The 19,338-nt window shown below is 64.8% G+C and carries 13 protein-coding genes and 4 tRNA genes; 13 read left to right on the top strand and 4 right to left on the bottom strand.

Features of this window, described 5'->3' with window-relative positions; all coding sequences use genetic code 11:
- The first annotated feature begins 208 nt into the window (after positions 1-208).
- The 12 genes from B0W80_RS30725 (at position 209) to B0W80_RS30670 (ending at position 13,399) form a co-directional block, all read left to right on the top strand.
- Positions 209-1,378 (top strand): efflux RND transporter periplasmic adaptor subunit, encoded by a 1,170-nt coding sequence (locus tag B0W80_RS30725; protein WP_077002946.1) that lies wholly within the window; start codon positions 209-211, stop codon positions 1,376-1,378.
- Between the two features lie 10 nt (positions 1,379-1,388).
- Complete coding sequence (locus B0W80_RS30720; RefSeq protein ID WP_077002945.1) at positions 1,389-4,562, top strand: efflux RND transporter permease subunit; 3,174 nt, start codon at positions 1,389-1,391, stop codon at positions 4,560-4,562.
- Between the two features lie 121 nt (positions 4,563-4,683).
- Positions 4,684-4,770: transfer RNA gene (locus B0W80_RS30715), tRNA-Leu, on the top strand.
- A 29-nt stretch (positions 4,771-4,799) separates the two neighbouring features.
- The gene (gene tig / locus B0W80_RS30710; protein ID WP_077002944.1) at positions 4,800-6,113 is read left to right on the top strand and encodes a trigger factor; all 1,314 of its coding nucleotides are present in this window, start codon (positions 4,800-4,802) and stop codon (positions 6,111-6,113) included.
- A gap of 92 nt (positions 6,114-6,205) precedes the next feature.
- The gene (gene clpP / locus B0W80_RS30705) at positions 6,206-6,814 is read left to right on the top strand and encodes an ATP-dependent Clp endopeptidase proteolytic subunit ClpP (protein ID WP_077002943.1); all 609 of its coding nucleotides are present in this window, start codon (positions 6,206-6,208) and stop codon (positions 6,812-6,814) included.
- A gap of 146 nt (positions 6,815-6,960) precedes the next feature.
- Positions 6,961-8,226 carry an ATP-dependent Clp protease ATP-binding subunit ClpX gene (gene clpX, locus B0W80_RS30700; RefSeq protein ID WP_077002942.1) on the top strand — a complete coding sequence of 422 codons (1,266 nt, stop codon included), beginning with the start codon at positions 6,961-6,963 and terminating at the stop codon, positions 8,224-8,226.
- A 123-nt stretch (positions 8,227-8,349) separates the two neighbouring features.
- Complete coding sequence (gene lon, locus B0W80_RS30695) at positions 8,350-10,791, top strand: endopeptidase La (RefSeq protein WP_077002941.1); 2,442 nt, start codon at positions 8,350-8,352, stop codon at positions 10,789-10,791.
- Positions 10,792-10,853: 62 nt separating this feature from the next.
- A tRNA-Gly gene (locus B0W80_RS30690) sits at positions 10,854-10,929 on the top strand.
- 76 nt (positions 10,930-11,005) lie between these two features.
- A tRNA-Cys gene (locus tag B0W80_RS30685) sits at positions 11,006-11,079 on the top strand.
- An 87-nt stretch (positions 11,080-11,166) separates the two neighbouring features.
- Positions 11,167-11,259: transfer RNA gene (locus B0W80_RS30680), tRNA-Leu, on the top strand.
- A gap of 22 nt (positions 11,260-11,281) precedes the next feature.
- Complete coding sequence (locus B0W80_RS30675) at positions 11,282-11,911, top strand: DUF6806 family protein (protein WP_077002940.1); 630 nt, start codon at positions 11,282-11,284, stop codon at positions 11,909-11,911.
- Between the two features lie 153 nt (positions 11,912-12,064).
- Positions 12,065-13,399, top strand: a complete 1,335-nt coding sequence (locus B0W80_RS30670) for an MFS transporter (RefSeq protein ID WP_077002948.1) — start codon at positions 12,065-12,067, stop codon at positions 13,397-13,399.
- Between the two features lie 576 nt (positions 13,400-13,975).
- Here B0W80_RS30670 and B0W80_RS30665 read toward each other — a convergent pair.
- The 3 genes from B0W80_RS30665 to B0W80_RS30655 are packed head-to-tail and all read right to left on the bottom strand — an operon-like array spanning position 13,976 to position 17,124.
- Complete coding sequence (locus tag B0W80_RS30665; RefSeq protein WP_077002939.1) at positions 13,976-14,734, bottom strand: hypothetical protein; 759 nt, start codon at positions 14,732-14,734, stop codon at positions 13,976-13,978.
- 15 nt (positions 14,735-14,749) lie between these two features.
- On the bottom strand, positions 14,750-15,574 hold the full coding sequence (gene murI / locus B0W80_RS30660) for a glutamate racemase (RefSeq protein WP_077002938.1): 825 nt from the start codon (positions 15,572-15,574) through the stop codon (positions 14,750-14,752).
- Positions 15,571-17,124 carry a fumarate hydratase gene (locus B0W80_RS30655; protein WP_077002937.1) on the bottom strand — a complete coding sequence of 518 codons (1,554 nt, stop codon included), beginning with the start codon at positions 17,122-17,124 and terminating at the stop codon, positions 15,571-15,573. The genes murI and B0W80_RS30655 overlap by 4 nt, the downstream gene beginning before the upstream one ends.
- 160 nt (positions 17,125-17,284) lie before the next feature.
- Here B0W80_RS30655 and fumC point away from each other — a divergent pair, with 160 nt between their 5' ends.
- Positions 17,285-18,682: a class II fumarate hydratase gene (gene fumC, locus B0W80_RS30650; RefSeq protein WP_077002936.1), complete on the top strand. Its 1,398-nt coding sequence runs from the start codon at positions 17,285-17,287 to the stop codon at positions 18,680-18,682.
- A 42-nt stretch (positions 18,683-18,724) separates the two neighbouring features.
- On the opposite strand, the gene B0W80_RS30645 is transcribed toward fumC, so the two are convergent.
- Positions 18,725-19,294 carry a YqhA family protein gene (locus B0W80_RS30645; RefSeq protein WP_077002947.1) on the bottom strand — a complete coding sequence of 190 codons (570 nt, stop codon included), beginning with the start codon at positions 19,292-19,294 and terminating at the stop codon, positions 18,725-18,727.
- Between the last annotated feature and the right edge of the window lie 44 nt (positions 19,295-19,338).

Below are 19,338 nucleotides of genomic sequence, written 5' to 3'. Positions count from 1 at the left end.
GTCTTGGAAGGCACGGCGCGGATTGTCATGCACCCGCCGGCATGGCCCTCGGCGCGGCGAATCGTCGATGGCCTGTACGCGCTTGCAATTCGAACGGTGCCTCGCTCATGTCGCGTGCATCTGTTTTATTGACACCCGTTCTCGTTTACCCTAGATTACTAACCGGCCGGTCATTAATGACCCCCCATCGTTCCTCACAGGGTGTCCCATGACCGCGTCGTCCGCTTATTCCGCCTTCCGTCACGCCGGCGTTTTGCTGCTTGCCGCACTCGCGCTCGCCGGCTGCTCCCGTCCCCCGGCACCCGAGGAACCGCTGCGCGCCGTCAAGGTGATGACGGTCGGTACGAGCGCTTACGGCACCGAGCCGGAGTACGCCGGCGAGGTGCGGGCGCGGGTCGAGTCGCGCTTGGGCTTTCGCGTGGCCGGCAAGATCACCCGCCGCCAGGCCGAGCTGGGCCAGCCGGTGAAGGCGGGCCAGGCCCTGGCTCAGCTCGATCCACAGGACTACCGCCTCGCGGCCGATGCGGCGCGTGCGCAGCAAGCCGCCGCCCTGACCAACCGCGATCTGGCCCGGGCCGACCTGCAGCGCTACCGCGGCTTGCGCGAGCAGAACTTCATCAGCGCCGCCGAGCTGGAGCGGCGTGAAAGTACCCACAAGGCGGCCCAGGCACAGCTCGAACAGGCACAGGCGCAACTCGCCACGCAGGGGAACCAGGCGCAGTACACCACGCTGGTGGCCGACGTGCCCGGCATCATCACCGCGATCGAGGCCGAGCCGGGGCAGGTGGTTTCGGCCGGCACGACGGTCGTGCGCATTGCGCAGGACGGTGCGCGTGACGTGGTGTTCTCGGTGCCGGAAGACCGCGCCGGCCTCGTCAAGACCGGCTCTGCCGTGGCGGTGCGCGGCTGGGCCGACGGCAAGGAAATGGAAGGCCAGGTGCGCGAGGTGGCCGCCAGCGCCGACGCCGTGACGCGCACGTACCAGATCAAAGTGGCGATCGACGCCGCCACGGCGCCGGCCCTCGGGGCCACCGTCTACGCGCGCCCGCGCGCCCTGTCGCACAGCGGCGCACCCGTCATGAAGCTGCCGACCAGCGCGCTTCGCCAGGAGGGCAAGGGCAGCGCGGTCTGGGTGCTGGACAAGTCCACGATGACCGTGCGCTCGCAGCCGGTGCAGGTGAGCACCGCCGACGGCAACGAAGCAGTGATCGGCAGTGGCCTGGAGCCTGGGGCGCTGGTCGTGGTGGCCGGCGTGCATGTGCTGTCGCCGGGGCAGAAGGTCACGATCTACAGGGACAAGACCGCGGCGCCGGGCCCTGCGGTGCAGGAAGCGGTCAATGCGCCGGGCACGGTCACGCCGGTTTCCGCTCCGCGCTGACGAGGCCCCCATGAGCAACGAAACCCCCGCCGCCGGCAAGGCCGGCTTCAACCTGTCGAAATGGGCGCTGGACCACGCGGCGCTCACGCGCTACCTGATGCTGGTGCTGATGGTGCTGGGCTTCGCGGCCTACTTCCAGCTGGGCCAGGACGAAGATCCGCCATTCACCTTCCGCGCGATGGTGGTGCGCACCTACTGGCCGGGCGCGACGGCGCAGCAGGTGGCCGAGCAGGTGACCGACAAGCTCGAGCGCGCCCTCCAGGAAGCGCCTTACGCCGACAAGATCCGCAGCTATTCGAAGCCGGGCGAGTCGCAGATCATCTTTCAGATCAAGGACTCGTCGCGGCCGGGCGAGGTGGCCAACGTCTGGTACACGGTGCGCAAGAAGATCGGGGACATCCGCGGTACGCTGCCGTCGGGCATCCAGGGGCCATTCTTCAACGACGAGTTCGGCGACGTGTACGGCGTGATCTACGCGCTGGAAAGCGACGGCTTCAGCTATGCCGAACTCAAGACCTTTGCCGACGACGTGCGGCAGCAACTGCTGCGCGTGAAGGACGTGGCCAAGGTCGAGCAGTTCGGCGTGCAGGACGAGAAGGTCTTCATCGAGGTTTCGCAGAAGCGGCTCGCGCAGCTCGGGCTGGACTTCAACGCCGTGCTGTCGCAGCTCGGCCAGCAGAACGCGGTCGAGAGCGCCGGCACGATCCAGTCGCCCGCCGACGTGGTGCAGGTGCGCGTGGGTGGTCAATTCACCAGCGTCGAGCAGCTGCGGGCCATGCCGATTCGCGGCAGCTCCGGCAACCAGATGCGGCTGGGCGACATCGCGGACATCCGGCGTGCATACGTCGATCCGCCGCAGGTGAAGGTGCGGCACCAGGGCAAGGAAGTGATCGGGCTGGGCATTTCCATGGCCAAGGGCGGCGACATCATCGCGCTGGGCAAGTCGCTGCGCGCCGCCACGGCCGAGATCGACAAGCGCCTGCCGGCCGGCGTGAAGCTGGCCCAGGTGCAGGACCAGCCGGTGGCGGTTTCGACCTCGGTCAACGAATTCGTGCGGGTGCTGATCGAGGCGGTGGCGATCGTGCTGGCGGTGAGCTTCATTTCGCTCGGGTTGCACAAGGGCGGCCGCTTCGGCTGGCACGTGGACATCCGCCCCGGCCTGGTCGTCGCGATCACCATTCCGCTGGTGCTGGCCGTGACCTTCCTGGCGATGAACTACTTCGGCATCGGCCTGCACAAGATCTCGCTGGGCTCGCTGATCATCGCGCTGGGCCTGCTGGTGGACGACGCGATCATCGCGGTCGAGATGATGGTGCGGAAGATGGAGGAGGGCTACGACAAGGTGCGGGCCGCCACCTTCGCCTACGACGTCACGGCCAAGCCGATGCTGACCGGTACGCTCATCACGGCGGCGGGCTTCCTGCCCATCGGCCTCGCCCGGTCGACGGTGGGCGAATACACGTTCGCGATCTTCTTCGTGACCGTGATCGCGCTGGTGCTGTCGTGGCTGGTGTCGGTGTACTTCGTGCCCTACCTGGGCACGCTGCTGCTCAAGGTGAAGCCGCACGACCCGGACTCGCCGCCGCACGAGCTGTTCAACTCCGGCTTCTACAACACCTTCAGGCGCACAGTGAACTGGTGCGTCGAATACCGGTGGGTCACGATCGGCGCGACGCTGCTCATCTTCGCGCTGGGCATCGTCGGCATGGGCAAGGTGCAGCAGCAGTTCTTTCCCGATTCGAGCCGGCCGGAAATCATGGTCGACCTGTGGTTTCCGGAAGGCACGTCCTTTGCCGCCAACGAGGAAGTGGCCAAGCGGGTCGAGCAACGCATGCTCAAGGAAGAGGGCGTTGCCACCGTCAGCACGTGGGTGGGCTCCGGCGTGCCCCGCTTCTACCTGCCGCTGGACCAGGTGTTTCCGCAGAGCAACGTGTCGCAGCTGATCGTGCTGGCCAAAGACCTGAAGATGCGCGAGAAGCTGCGTCTCGCGCTGCCGGCCGTGCTGGCGGCGGAGTTCCCCGAAATCCGCGGCCGGGTGAAGCTGTTGCCCAACGGGCCGCCGGTCGCCTACCCGGTTCAATTCCGCGTGATCGGCACCGAGCCGGAGCAGTTGCGTATCCATGCCGACGAGGTGAAGGCGCTGATGCGCGACAACCCCAACATGCGCGGCGTCAACGACAACTGGAACGAGTCGGTCAAGGTAATCCGCCTCGAGGTGGACCAGGACAAGGCGCGCGCCCTCGGCGTCACGAGCCAGGCGATCGCCCAGGCCGCGCGAACCATGTTCACCGGCACCAATGTCGGGCAGTACCGCGAGAACGACCTGCTTATCGACATCGTCGTGCGCCAGCAACCCGACGAGCGCGAAGCCATTTCGGACATCGGCAATGCCTATCTGCCGACGTCTTCCGGACGCTCGATTCCGCTGCTGCAGATCGCCAAGCCTGTCTTCACCTGGGAACCCGGCGTGATGTGGCGCGAGAACCGCGACTATGCGATCACGGTGCAGGGCGACATCACCGAGGGTCTGCAGGGCGCCACAGTCACCGAGCAACTCCTGCCGGCACTGCGCAAGCTGGAAGCCAAGTGGCATGCCGAGGGGCAGGGCGGCTATCGCATCGAGGTGGCGGGCGCAGTGGAGGAAAGCAGCAAGGGCTCGTCGTCGATCGTGACCGGCGTGCCGATCATGCTGTTCCTGGTCTTCACGCTGCTGATGTTGCAGCTGCACAGCTTCAGCCGCTCGATGCTGGTGTTCCTCACCGGGCCGCTGGGCATTGCCGGCGTGGCAGGGGCATTGTTGATCTCGAACCGACCCTTCGGCTTCGTTGCGCTGCTGGGCGTGATCGCACTGATGGGCATGATCCAACGCAACGCGGTGATCCTGATCGACCAGATCGAGCACGACCGCGCCGCTGGCGTGGCGACCTGGGATGCGATCGTCGAATCGGCGGTTCGCCGGCTGAGGCCGATCGTGCTGACCGCAGCGGCTGCGGTGCTGGCCATGATCCCGTTGTCGCGCAGTGTCTTCTGGGGTCCGATGGCCATCGCCATCATGGGCGGGCTCATCGTGGCCACCGTGCTCACGCTGCTGGCGCTGCCGGCCATGTATGCGGCGTGGTTCCGTGTGCGGCGTGACGAAGCCAACCCGTCGAAGGAGGCCGAGGAGGCTCTGGTTCGCGCTTAAAATGCGCGGTTGACCGATTTCAGGCGGTCGGCCTTACCGGCCGGCAGCTCGTCGAATGCGAAGGCGGCCTCAGGGCCGCTTTCCGTATTCGTCACCTGGAAAACTGGAAAAACTGGGAACCGCGCGGGTGGCGAAATTGGTAGACGCACCAGGTTTAGGTCCTGACGTTCGCAAGAACGTGCCGGTTCGAGTCCGGCCCCGCGCACCAGCACAAGACCCTCCTAAGGAAGATTGAAAATGACCGTGAACGTTGAGACCCTCGAAAAGCTCGAGCGCAAGATCACGCTGACCTTGCCCGTCGGCACCATCCAGTCCGAGGTCGATTCACGCCTCAAGAAACTGGCCCGCACCGTCAAGATGGACGGCTTCCGCCCCGGCAAGGTGCCGATGACGGTGGTGACCCAGCGCTACGGCTACTCGGTTCACTACGAAGTCATGAACGACAAGGTCGGCGAGGCCTTCTCCCTGGCAGCGAACGAGGCCAAGCTCCGTGTGGCTGGCCAGCCGCGCATCACCGAGAAGGAAGAGTCGCCCGAAGGCCAATTGGCCTTCGACGCCGTCTTCGAGGTGTTTCCCGAGGTCAAGATCAACGACCTGTCCGGTGCCGAGGTCGAGAAGCTCAGCGCCGAGGTGGGCGACGAGGCCATCGACAAGACGCTGGACATCCTTCGCAAGCAGCGCCGCACCTTCGCCCAGCGCGCACAGGACGCCGCGGCGCAAGACGGCGATCGCGTCACGGTCGATTTTGAAGGCAAGATCGACGGCGAGCCCTTCCAGGGCGGCAAGGCCGAAGACTTCCAGTTCATCGTCGGCGAAGGCCAGATGCTCAAGGAATTCGAAGACGCCGTGCGTGGCCTGAAGGCTGGCGACAGCCGCACCTTCCCGCTGTCCTTCCCGGCCGACTATCACGGCAAGGACGTGGCCGGCAAGCAGGCCGACTTCATGGTCACCGTGAAGAAGATCGAAGCCTCGCACCTGCCCGAAGTCAACGAGCAACTGGCCAAGTCGCTGGGCATCGCCGACGCCACGGTCGACGGCCTGCGCGCCGACATCCGCAAGAACCTCGAGCGCGAGGTCAAGTTCCGTCTTCTGGCGCGCAACAAGACCGCCGTGATGGACGCCCTGGTGGCCAACGCCGAACTGGACCTGCCCAAGTCCAGCGTGCAGGCCGAAGTCGACCGCATGGTCGAAGGCGCACGTGCCGAACTCAAGCAGCGCGGCATCAAGGACGCAGACAAGGCCCCGATGCCCGACGACGTGTTCCGTCCGCAGGCCGAGCGCCGCGTGCGCCTGGGCCTGGTGGTGGCCGAACTCGTGCGCGCCAACAACCTGCAGGCCAAGCCCGATCAGATCAAGGCCCACATCGACGAACTGGCCGCCAGCTACGAGAAGCCGGCGGACGTGGTGCGCTGGTACTTCAGCGACAACCGGCGCCTGGCCGAAGTCGAGGCGGTGGTCATCGAGAACAACGTGACCGACTTCGTCCTGGCCAAGGCCAAGGTCAACGCCAAGGCTGTGAGCTTCGACGAACTGATGGCCCAGCAGGGCTGAAGCCCGGCAGCTGCGTCCCCTTGGGGCTTGTGCTTCGTCGCACGAGCCCCAATGTCGTCTGGGTACAGTACAACCTCTCTGGAGAGCACAACATGAGCGCACAGGACATTCAAGGCCTCGGCATGGTCCCGATGGTCATCGAGCAATCGGGCCGCGGCGAGCGTTCCTACGACATCTATTCACGGCTGCTCAAGGAGCGAGTGATCTTCCTCGTCGGCGAAGTCAACGACCAGACCGCCAACCTGGTGGTGGCGCAGTTGCTCTTTCTTGAGAGCGAGAACCCCGACAAGGACATCTCGTTCTACATCAATTCCCCCGGTGGCAGCGTGAGCGCCGGCATGGCGATCTACGACACCATGCAGTTCATCAAGCCGGACGTGTCGACCCTCTGCGTGGGGTTTGCGGCCAGCATGGGTGCCTTCTTGCTCGCAGCGGGTGCCAAGAACAAGCGCTTCTCGCTCCCCAACTCGAAGATCATGATCCACCAAGTGCTGGGCGGCGCCCGCGGCCAGGCCACGGACATCGAGATTCACGCGCGCGACATCCTCAAGACCCGCGAGCAGATGAACCGCATCCTGGCAGAGCGTACCGGCCAGAGCATCGAGAAAGTCGCCCGTGACACCGAGCGCGACTACTTCCTGAGCGCCGACGAGGCCAAGGATTACGGCATCGTCGACCAGGTGATCGCCAAGCGCGGTTGATGGAACTCGGGTGGACGGCGCTGCGGTGCCGCGACCGGAACGGCGTTTTCCGCACGGAGAACGCCGTTTTCATTCGGACTGGGGACGGGCCGAGGGGCTTCCTTCTTCGCTATCATTGTTAAACCCCCGTTACGAGGCATCTGTCCATGGCCGAGAAAAAAGGCTCTTCCAGCGAAAAAACGCTTTATTGCTCGTTCTGCGGGAAGAGCCAGCACGAGGTCAAGAAGCTGATCGCCGGCCCGTCCGTTTTCATCTGCGACGAATGCATCGACCTGTGCAACGAGATCATCCGTGACGAGTTGCCGACCGGCGAGGAGTCGCGCGAGGCACGCAGCGACCTGCCAACGCCGTCCGAGATCAAAGCCAACCTCGACAACTACGTGATCGGGCAGGAGCCTGCAAAGCGTATGCTTTCCGTAGCGGTCTACAACCATTACAAGCGCCTGCGGCACAAGGAAAAGTCCAAGGGCGACGACGTCGAGCTCAGCAAGAGCAACATCCTGCTGATCGGTCCCACGGGGTCCGGCAAGACGCTTCTGGCCCAGACGCTGGCGCGTATGCTGGACGTGCCCTTCGTCATGGCCGACGCCACCACGTTGACCGAAGCCGGCTACGTGGGGGAAGACGTCGAGAACATCATCCAGAAGTTGCTGCAGAGCTGCAACTATGAGGTCGAGCGGGCGCAGCGCGGCATCGTCTACATCGACGAGATCGACAAGATCTCGCGCAAGTCGGACAACCCCTCGATCACGCGCGACGTGTCCGGCGAGGGCGTGCAGCAGGCGCTGCTCAAGCTGATCGAAGGCACGATGGCGAGCGTTCCGCCGCAGGGCGGACGCAAGCATCCGAACCAGGACTTCCTGCAGATCGACACCACCAACATCCTGTTCATTTGCGGCGGGGCGTTCGCGGGCCTCGAGAAGGTCATCGAAAACCGCACGGAGGCGTCTGGCATCGGCTTCGGTGCCGCGGTCAAGAGCAAGCAGCAACGCAGCCTGACCGAGGTGTTCCGTGAAGTCGAGCCGGAAGATCTGATCAAGTTCGGCCTGATTCCTGAACTGGTCGGGCGCATGCCTGTCGTGGCCTCGCTGGCCGAACTGAGTGAAGACGCGCTGGTCCAGATCCTGACCGAGCCGAAAAACGCCGTCGTCAAGCAGTTCACCAAGTTGCTGCAGATGGAAGGCGTCGATCTCGAAATCCGGCCGGCTGCGTTGCGAGCCATCGCACGCAAGGCACTCGCCCGCAAAACCGGTGCGCGCGGGCTGCGGTCGATCCTGGAGCAGTCGCTGATCGACACGATGTTCGAGCTGCCGAATGCCACCAATGTCGACAAGGTCGTGGTCGAAGAATCCACAATCGACGAAAACAAGCCACCGCTCCTCGTGTACCGCGAGGCGGCCAAGAAGGCCTGACTGGGTGAGTTTCAGGCCGGCCCCTCCGTTAGCGGCGTCCGGCGTCATCGGCGATTACCGCGCCAGCAGGCTTGAAATGCCGGCGCGGCCGACCATCTTTCCATGATCAAGTAAAGGATTCCCATGTCCGGTCATACCCCCTTGCCCCCCACCGAACTCGACCTGCCGCTGCTGCCATTGCGCGATGTGGTCGTGTTTCCTCACATGGTGATTCCGCTGTTCGTCGGCCGTCCGAAGAGCATCAAGGCGCTGGAGCTCGCGATGGAGGCGGAACGCCGCATCATGCTGGTCGCCCAAAAGGCGGCCGCCAAGGACGAGCCCTCGGTCGAGGACATGTTCGAGGTGGGCTGCATCTCGACCATCCTGCAGATGCTGAAGCTGCCCGATGGCACGGTGAAGGTGCTGGTCGAAGGCCAGCAGCGTGCGCGCGTCAACCGCATCGACGACAGCGAGACCCACTTCTCCGCCAACGTCACCCCGGTCGAGGTGCCTGAAGCCGCCACGCAGAAGGGTACCGAGGTCGAGGCGCTGCGTCGTGCCGTCATGCAGCAGTTCGACCAGTACGTGAAGCTCAACAAGAAGATTCCGCCGGAGATCCTGACCTCGATCTCCAGCATCGACGATCCGGGCCGCCTGGCCGATACCATCGCAGCGCACCTGCCGCTCAAGCTCGACAACAAGCAGGCGGTGCTCGATCTGGACGAGGTCAAGGCGCGACTGGAAAACCTGTTCGGTCAGTTGGAGCGCGAGGTCGACATCCTCAACGTCGACAAGAAGATCCGTGGCCGCGTGAAGCGCCAGATGGAGAAGAACCAGCGCGACTTCTACCTCAACGAGCAGGTCAAGGCGATCCAGAAGGAACTCGGTGAAGGCGAGGAGGGCGCGGACATCGAGGAGATCGAGAAGAAGATCAAGCTCGCCAAGATGCCCAAGGAGGCACTGAAGAAGGCCGAGGGGGAACTCAAGAAGCTCAAGCTGATGTCGCCCATGTCGGCCGAGGCGACCGTGGTGCGCAACTACATCGACGTGCTGGTCGGCCTGCCCTGGAGCAAGAAGACCAAGATCAAGCACGACCTGGCCCATGCCGAGGAAGTGCTCAACGAAGACCACTACGGCCTCGAGAAGGTCAAGGACCGCATCCTCGAATACCTCGCGGTGCAACAACGCGTCGACAAGGTGAAGGCGCCCATCCTGTGCCTGGTGGGCCCGCCGGGCGTGGGGAAGACCTCGCTCGGCCAGTCGATCGCCAAGGCGACCGGACGCAAGTACACCCGCATGGCGCTGGGTGGCATGCGCGACGAGGCCGAGATCCGCGGCCATCGCCGTACCTACATCGGCGCGCTGCCGGGCAAGGTGCTGCAGAGCCTCAACAAGGTGGGCACGCGCAATCCGCTGTTTCTGCTCGACGAGATCGACAAGCTGGGCACCGACTTCCGTGGCGATCCGTCCAGCGCGCTGCTGGAAGTGCTGGACCCCGAACAGAACCACACCTTCGGCGACCATTACGTCGAGGTCGACTTCGATCTGTCGGACGTGATGTTCGTTGCGACGTCGAACTCGATGAACATTCCGCCAGCGCTGCTGGACCGGATGGAAGTCATTCGCCTGGCGGGCTACACCGAGGACGAGAAGACGCACATCGCGCTGAAGTACTTGCTGCCCAAGCAGATGAAGAACAACGGCGTGAAGGACAACGAACTCCTGATCACCGAAGAAGCGGTTCGCGACATCGTTCGTTACTACACGCGCGAGGCCGGCGTCCGATCGCTCGAGCGCGAGCTTTCCAAGATCTGCCGCAAGGTGGTCAAGGGACTGCTGCTGAAAAAGATGACGCCCCAAGTTGTGGTCGAAGGCAAGAACCTGAACGAGTTTCTGGGCGTGCGCAAGTACACCTTCGGTCTGGCCGAAAAGCAGAACCAAGTCGGGCAGGTGGTCGGACTGGCTTGGACCGAAGTGGGCGGCGACCTGCTGACCATCGAGGCAGTGACGATGCCGGGCAAGGGTGTGATCAGCCGCACGGGCTCGCTCGGCGACGTGATGAAGGAATCGGTCGAGGCAGCGCGGACCGTGGTACGCAGCCGTTCACGCAGGCTCGGCATCAAGGACGAAGTCTTCGAGAAGCGCGACATCCACATCCACGTGCCTGATGGCGCGACGCCGAAGGACGGCCCGAGCGCCGGCGCGGCCATGACGACTGCATTCGTCTCGGCGTTGACGGGCATCCCGGTTCGCGCCGACGTCGCGATGACCGGCGAGATCACGCTGCGCGGCGAGGTCACGGCGATCGGTGGCCTCAAGGAGAAACTGCTGGCGGCACTGCGCGGTGGCATCAAGACGGTGCTGATCCCCGAGGAGAACGCCAAGGATCTGCAGGACATTCCTGAGAACGTGAAGAACGGGCTCGAGATCGTGCCGGTCAAGTGGATCGACAAGGTGCTCGAAATCGCGCTCGAGAAGCAGCCGACGCCGCTGTCCGACGAAGAGGTCGCGGCTTCGGCAGCGGCAATGGCGGAATCGGCGAAGCAACGCGCGACGCAGACCGTCGAAGGGTCGACCAAGCATTAAGGCAACCTGCGCTTCGGGTTGCCGGGGCTCAGATTTGTGAGCTATAATTCGAGGCTCGAAACGCGGGAATAGCTCAGTTGGTAGAGCGCAACCTTGCCAAGGTTGAGGTCGAGAGTTCGAGACTCTTTTCCCGCTCCAGTTTTCAAAAAGGGAAGCTTCCAGCTTCCCTTTTTTTCGCGAGTTCAGACCAAGAAGAAGCGTTGAATCAAAGCGTGGCGCGATAGCAAAGCGGTTATGCAACGGATTGCAAATCCGTCTAGCCCGGTTCGACTCCGGGTCGCGCCTCCACCCCCTCCCGGTATCGATCGCACAGCCCCTCCAACCAACGTTGTCGGGGCTGTTTTCGTTTCGGGTATCGTCCATATCCACCCGGACGCCCGGATGGTGAAATTGGTAGACACATCGGACTTAAAATCCGCCGCTTCCTGCATAAGGGGCGTACCGGTTCGACCCCGGTTCCGGGCACCACCACATCTCAAGGGAGCATGACATGCCTCGCTACAACGCTCCGTTCGAAATCCACGTCCATGGCGACGTTCCCCTGCGCTCGGACGTGAGCTTCGAGCAGATCCAGGAAGCCCTCAAGCCCCTGTGGAAGTACGCTGGCGCCAAGTCTCTGGCCGATGGCGCCAGCAGCGTCTACGAAGAAGAGCCCGGCATCCGCTTCGAGCAGAAAGAGCACATGCTGCAGGTCTGCTGGACTGTGGCCGGCGATGAAGATTTTCGCCAGGCCCTCGACGAGATGTGCATGGGGCTTAACGACTTGGCCGAGCAGGGCGCCGCCATCGAAGTCACCTTCTACGACACCGACTTCGACGAGGAAGAGGGCGACCCCGATGAGGAATCGCGTGACGACTTCCTGATGCTCTTCGTCGGCCCCAATCCGGCCGCGATCATGCAGGTGCAGCGCGACCTTCTGGTGGAAGACGTCGTGAACCTCATGGAGCGTCACTTCGACGGCGCTGAACTCGGCGGCGTGGTGTCCGAAATCGACAAGCTTTTCGGCGACCGTTTCGATGCGTTGGTGAACTCGCTGGAGATCGGCAAGCGTCCGCGTGGTGGCACAGGTGGCACCGGCGGCGGCCATGGCGGCGGACGACGGCCGCGACATCTTCACTGAGTACTTTCAAATCGCGTCTTCATCAGGCGCCTTTAGAAACCACGTCTGCAAGGCACGCGCCTGACCTGCGCCGTCAGGCACTCGCCCTGCGCGGACACGGAGAGGTCAACCCACTCCGCTATGCTCGGCCACCTTCCATTCGAGGAGCGTCGCTTGGCCCTTTTCTCCCAGTCCGCCCTGCGCCCCGGCGTGCGCAAGCGCGAGGTCTTCGGTTGGGCGATGTACGACTTCGCCAATTCGGGCTACACCACGGTGGTGATCACGGCGGTGTTTGCTGCCTATTTCGTGGGCGGTATCGCAAAGGGAGCGCCTTGGGGGCCGTTTGCGTGGACGTCGGCGCTGAGCATCGCCTATGCGATCGTCATGCTGAGCATGCCTGCGATCGGTGCGTGGGCCGACCTGCATGGCGCCAAGAAGAAGGTGCTGGCCATCGTCACCGCCGGCTGCGTGCTCGGCACGGCGGCACTGGCCGTCACGCCGCAGTTCGGCGGCGCTGCCGGTGTGGCGCTGGCCATGGCGCTGGTCGTCATCTCCAACGCCTTTTATTCCTACGGCGAATCCCTCACCGGCGCATTCTTGCCCGAACTCGCGACTGCCGAAGGCATGGGCAAGGTCAGCGGCTGGGGCTGGGCCTTTGGCTACATCGGCGGCATGCTCGCGCTCGGGCTATGCCTGGCCTATGTGCTGTGGTCGCAGGCGCATGGCCTGCCGGCCTCGCATTTCGTGCCCGTCACCATGCTGATCACCGCCGTCATCTACGGACTGGCGGCGTGCGTCACCTTCGCTCTCTTGCCGGAGCGTGCCGTGCCGACCGGCTCCGGCGATCGCCGCAGCGCCTGGCAGCAACTGCGAGAGACCTTTCATCAGGCTCGCGCCTACCGCGACTTCATGTGGTTGCTCGCTTGCACCGTTTGCTACCAGGGCGGTGTGGCGGTGGCCATCACGCTGGCTGCCATCTACGCCGAGCAGGTGATCGGATTCGTGCCGAGCGAGACCATGGTGCTGATCTTCGTGCTTAACATCGCCGCGGCGCTGGGTGCCTTCGGCTTCGGCTACCTGCAGGACCGCGTCGGCCACCGGCGTGCGCTGGCGGGTGCGTTGGTGGCCTGGATCGCGGTGTGCTTGATCGCGGCTTCGGTCACGACCAAGGGCGGCTTCTGGTGGGCCGCAGCTATCGCGGGCTTGGCGATGGGATCGAGTCAGTCGGCCGGCCGAGCCATGACCGGCGTGCTCGCGCCGCCGCGGCAGTTGGCCGAGTTCTTCGGCCTTTGGACCTTCGCGACGCGCCTGGCCGGCATCATCGGGCCGTTGAGCTATGGAGCCATCACATGGATGACGGCAGGCAATCAGCGCGTGGCCATTCTTGCGACTGCGGGGTTGTTCATCGCCGGCCTTGTTCTCCTGTTTCCGATCGACATGCGGCGCGGTCGAGCCGCAGCGTTGGATTCGGCACCGCCGCCTGGAAGGCTGTCCGCGCTTACTGATTGAACCAGCTTCCGTTGAACAGGGGGTTGCCTGGTGCCAGGTTGTACCGGAGTGCCTGCCGCGACCGGTCCCTGCAATTCCACGATCGCCTCGAAGCTGCTGCCTGACGAATCGCGTAGGCGATCGAGATCGTTGGTGAGCTCGACCGGCGCCCGTTCGGCGCGCCCGTCCCAGGCGAAGAGCGCAAAGTTGCGATCGACCAGCGCGCTGCTGCTTCCCGATGGGCCTGCGATGATCAGGTAGCGCCCGCCGCTGTCATTGTCGATCGACCGGATGCCTCTGCCGCCAAGGTCGAGTTCGATGGGCACGCCCAACGTGGCTTGTGCTGACGCACCGGAGACCAGTGCCGCGTCGTTCTGCATTGGGACGATAAAGGCATTGTGGCGTGTCACAGTGTCGGTCGAGGGCGCGCGAAACCCGGGCCAGAGCGCGCCGTTTAACTGCGTGGCCGCGCCTGTACTCTCGCGTCTTGGATACCGTCTGGGTGGGCAGCTGTCGTCGCCGGGTCATGGCTTCCGGCAAGATGCTGGCTTCACCGCTGCCGCCAACGCCACAACGCCCGTCGACTTGTTCCACGCCTCAATCCGGCGTCGAGCCCTTCGCGGCGCGGTAAGCCGAGCCGTCATAACGAAATGTCTGTGTCGCGAAAGTCGCGGGGCGTTCGTCGGTGATGCACTGTCCACCCTGTGCGCTGGACAGCGACTCTGAACGCGATTGGCGCAGCTGGAGGTCGGCGTAGCCTTTGCCGCTTGCGCGCGCCACGGCAAGGCTGCCGCGCACCGTCTCGAAGCTCCCCGTGCAGGAGTCGCCCCATTCGCCACGCTCTAGCACCATTTCCAGCCCATCGATCACCTTGGCCAGCTTCGGGCCCTGCGGAACATAGAGGCTCAACGTCTCGTTCGCATAGGGATTCGCCTGGGACACGCTTTGGCGCGCAATGCGCAAGCCGAAGGCCCGCACATCCTCCGCCAGCACATAGCGGGTGGTGTCGACCTTGATCGCCTGTATGCGGACGTCGTATTCGCGCAGTGCGTCCGGTTCGTAGAGCCGGCTGACGATGGCGGCGCGCTCGCTGTTGCCGTTGTCCGCCAGCTGCACCACGAGCACATCCAGGTCATACCGCTTGAAGCCACTCACGGACGAGGGAAGTGGCAACGGCAACACGACGATGGAGCGGTCCTTGACGCCACGCCAGGGCTGGCAGACAGCGCGTTCGTGGTCGAGCGTGCGGTCGGGGTGCAGCTTGGCATGCATGCGCTCCGCCAGGCCGGTGTCACAGGCCGCATGCGCACCGGCGCCCGAAAACATCAAAAGGCAGGCGATCCAGATGCGGCTCATGGCAAGGCGTCTCGATCAGGCCGCGGCAGCAAGCGCCCCGGCCGCCGGCCGCACCAGCCAACGCGCCGCCGCGGCATCAAGCGCGCCCGGCTCGCCGCTGCTGACCAGTGCGACCGCGCCGTTGCCGTCGCATTCCAACTGTCCGGCCTGCATCAGCAGCCGCCGTGTCTGCTGCGCCACCGGCATGCCGGTGTCGATGAAGCGCACCGTCGCGCCGCAATGTCGGCGCAATTCGGTGGCGATGAAGGGGTAGTGCGTGCAACCCAGCACCAGCGTGTCGATCTCGCCCGGTGCATCGCCGAAGGCTCCGGCCGCGCGCAGATAACTTTCGCTGAGCCGCGCAATCGCGGCATCGTCGGCCCGTTCGATTGCGCCCGCCAGCCCATCGCAGGGCACGACATGGAATGTCGCCTGGCCGGACAGCGACGCGTGCAGCACCTCGAATTTGCGGCTTTCCAGCGTCACACGTGTGGCGATCACTGCGATGTGGCCGGTGCGCGTCGCAGCCACGGCCGGCTTCAGCGCCGGCTCTACGCCCACCACCGGCAGATTCGAATGTTCGGCGCGTAGCGCATGAATGGCCGCCGCGGTGGCCGTGTTGCAGGCCACCACCAGTGCCTTGATGTCGTGGCGCTCGCGCAGGTAGCGCGCCACGTTGGCAGTGCGCTGCGCCACGAACGCGTCGCCGCGTTCGCCATAGGGCGCATGCCCGGTGTCCGCGAAGTAGACGAAGCGTTCCCGTGGCAATGTCTCGCGCAACGCGTTCAGCACGCTGAGGCCGCCGACGCCGCTGTCGAAGACGCCGATCGGCCGGTCTGCAAGGGCGCCTGGTTCGCTCAAACAGCCTCTTCCATCATGATGGTCTTGAACTCGCCGGTCGCGATGCGCTTCTGCCACTCGGCCGGGCCGGTGATGTGCGCGCTGGTGCCGCCGGCGTCGACCGCCACCGTCACCGGCATGTCGACCACGTCGAACTCGTAAATGGCTTCCATGCCCAGGTCTTCGAAGCCCACCACCTTGGCGGTCTTGATGGCCTTGCTGACCAGGTAGGCGGCGCCGCCTACGGCCATCAGGTAGGCGCTCTTGTGCTTCTTGATCGCCTCGATGGCGACCGGACCGCGCTCGGCCTTGCCGATCATCGCGATCAGGCCGGTCTGCGCCAGCATCATGTCGGTGAAGCTGTCCATGCGCGTGGCCGTGGTCGGTCCGGCCGGTCCGACCGCTTCGTCCCTGACCGGGTCGACCGGACCCACGTAGTAGATGACGCGGTTGGTGAAGTCCACCGGCAGCTTCTCGCCCTTGGCGAGCATGCCCTGGATGCGCTTGTGCGCGGCATCGCGGCCGGTGAGCATCTTGCCGTTGAGCAGCAGCGTGTCGCCGGGCTTCCAGCTCGCGACCTCCTCGGGCGTGAGCTTGTCGAGGTCGACGCGCTGGCTCTTGTTGTAGTCGGGCGCCCAGTCGATCTTGGGCCACAGGTCGAGCGACGGCGCTTCCAGGTACACCGGGCCCGAGCCGTCGAGCACGAAGTGCGCGTGGCGCGTGGCCGCGCAGTTGGGGATCATCGCGACGGGCTTGCTGGCCGCGTGCGTCGGGTACAGCTTGATCTTGACGTCCAGCACCGTCGCCAAACCGCCCAGGCCCTGCGCGCCGATGCCCAACGCGTTGACCTTCTCGTACAGCTCGACGCGCAGCGCCTCCACCTTGTCGAGCTCGGCGCCCGAGCGCTTCTTGGCCAGCAGCTCGTGCATGTCGAGGTCGTCCATCAGGCTTTCCTTGGCCAGCAGCGCAGCCTTCTCTGCCGTGCCGCCGATGCCGATGCCCAGCATGCCCGGCGGGCACCAGCCGGCGCCCATGGTCGGCACCGTCTTCAGCACCCAGTCGACCACGCTGTCGCCGGGATTCAGCATGACCAGCTTGCTCTTGTTCTCGCTGCCGCCGCCCTTGGCGGCCACCGTCACCTCGACGGTGTTGCCCGGCACGATCTCGGTGAAGATCACGGCCGGCGTGTTGTCCTTGGTGTTCTTGCGATCGAACTGCGGGTCGGCCACGACCGAGGCACGCAGCATGTTGTCCGGGTGGTTGTATCCGCGTCGCACGCCTTCGTTGATGGCATCGTCCAGCCCACCGGTGAAGCCGCCCCAGCGTACGTCCATGCCCACCTTGAGGAAGACGTTGACGATGCCGGTGTCCTGGCAAATGGGGCGCTGGCCGGTCGCACTCATCTTGCTGTTGGTGAGGATCTGCGCCATGGCATCCTTCGCGGCTGGGCTCTGCTCTCGCTCGTAGGCGCGGGCCAAGTGCTCGATGTAGTCGCTCGGGTGGTAGTAGCTGATGTACTGAAGTGCTGCGGCGACCGACTCGATCAGGTCGGCTTGCTGAATGATGGTCATGGTTTATTTCGTGGTGTGGGGACGGGCAAACCCTGCGATTATCCCCGCCTACCGGGCCTGCGACCCTTGCAGGAATGCGGTCCAAAGCCGCCCCCGATGCGAGCGGTTCTTATTTGGGGCGATACTGCGCGAAGTTTTTCGACCCGTGGAGCATTCCCTCATGACGACATCCCAGAACACGCGCGCCGAACGCGACACCTTCGGCCATATCGAAGTCCCCGCCGACAAGCTCTGGGGCGCACAGACCCAGCGCTCGCTGCAGAACTTCGACATCTCCGGGGAGCGCCAGCCGCGCGAGATCATCCGGGCCCTGGCCCAGACCAAGCGCGCCTCCGCGGTGGTGAACCATGCGCTCGGCCTGCAGGACGAGAAGAAGACGAAAGCCATCGTCGCCGCGGCCGACGAGGTCATCGACGGCAGGCACGAAGGCGAATTTCCGCTGGTCGTGTGGCAAACCGGCTCGGGCACGCAGACCAACATGAACGTCAACGAGGTGCTCGCCAACCGTGCCAGCGAACTGCTCGGCGGCGAACGCGGCGAAGGCCGGCTCGTGCATCCCAACGACGACGTGAACCGCAGCCAGTCGTCCAACGACGTGTTCCCGACCGCCATGCACGTGGCGGCGGTCGACGCCATCACGCACCGGCTGCTGCCGGCCATCGCGCTGCTGCGCGGCACGCTGGAGAAGAAGTCGAAGGAGTTCGCCGACATCGTGAAGATCGGCCGCACGCACCTGCAGGACGCCACCCCGCTCACGCTGGGGCAGGAGTTCTCGGGCTACGTGGCGCAGCTGGCCCATGGCGAGGCCCACGTGCGCGCGGCGCTGCCGCACCTGTGCGAACTGGCACTGGGCGGCACCGCGGTCGGCACCGGGCTCAACGCGCCCAAGGGCTATGCGGAACAGGTCGCGTCCGAACTGGCCAAGCTCACCGGCCTGCCTTTCGTCACCGCACCGAGCAAGTTCGAGGCGATGGCCTCGGTCGATGCCCTGGTGCATGCGCATGGTGCGCTGAAGACGCTGGCGACCAGCATGAACAAGATCGCCAACGATGTGCGATGGCTGGCCAGCGGCCCGCGCAGCGGTATCGGTGAACTAAGCATCCCCGAGAACGAGCCCGGCTCGTCGATCATGCCCGGCAAGGTCAACCCGACGCAGAGCGAAGCGGTCACCATGTTGGCGGCGCAGGTGCTGGGCAACGACGTTGCGATCAACATCGGCGGCGCCTCGGGCAATTTCGAGCTCAACGTGTTCCGGCCGATGGTCGCGCACAACTTCCTGCAAAGCGTGCGTCTGCTGGCCGATGGCATGCGCAGCTTCAACGACCATTGCGCAGTAGGCATCGAGCCGAATCGCGAGCGCATCACCGAGCTCGTGCAGCGTTCGCTGATGCTGGTGACCGCGCTCAACACGCACATCGGCTACGACAAGGCCGCCTTCATCGCCAAGAAGGCGCACAAGGAAGGCAGCAGCCTGCGCGAAGCGGCGATCGCTTCGGGGCACCTCACGGCCGAGCAGTTCGACCAGTGGGTGGTGCCCGAGAACATGACGGGCCGCTGAGGCCCACCGCTCGCGCCGCCAAAGGTGCCGTCGCAGGTGCCGTCAGTGGTCGGCGCCGGGCGGCGGCGCCATGAGCCTGTCGGTGTAGGCGATGGCCATGGCCGACAGCAGGAAGGCGATGTGGATCGCCGTCTGCGCGATCAGCACGCGGTCGGTGTAGTTGTCCGCGTTGATGAAGGTCTTGAGCAGGTGGATCGAGCTGATGCCGATGATGGCCGTCGCCAGCTTGACCTTCAGCACCGATGCGTTGACGTGGCTCAACCACTCGGGCTGGTCGCGGTGGCCTTCGAGGTTCATGCGGCTCACGAAGGTCTCGTAGCCGCCGATGATCACCATGATCAGCAGGTTGGAGATCATCACCACGTCGATGAGCGCCAGCACCACCAGCATGATCACCGTCTCGTTGAGCGTGGTGACGGGCGCGGTGGTCTTGTAGCCGATGCTGGTGATGAGCGACTTCAGTGCCTGCTCGCTGCCGAACGCGGCCTCGACGAGGTGCAGCAGTTCGACCAGGAAGTGCACGACGTACACGCCCTGCGCGACGATCAAGCCCAGGTACAGCGGCAGTTGCAGCCAACGGCTCGCGAAGATCAGGTTGGGCAGGGGGCGCAGCGGCGAGGCCTTGCCTTCACGGTTCTGGAGGAGGGGGTCGAAGT

Source organism: Variovorax sp. KK3, assembly GCF_001984055.1.
In the GTDB taxonomy this organism is placed as follows: Bacteria; Pseudomonadota; Gammaproteobacteria; order Burkholderiales; family Burkholderiaceae_C; genus Variovorax.
The sequence above is the reverse complement of the archived record's forward strand: the minus strand, read 5'-3'. Positions and strand labels throughout refer to the sequence as shown.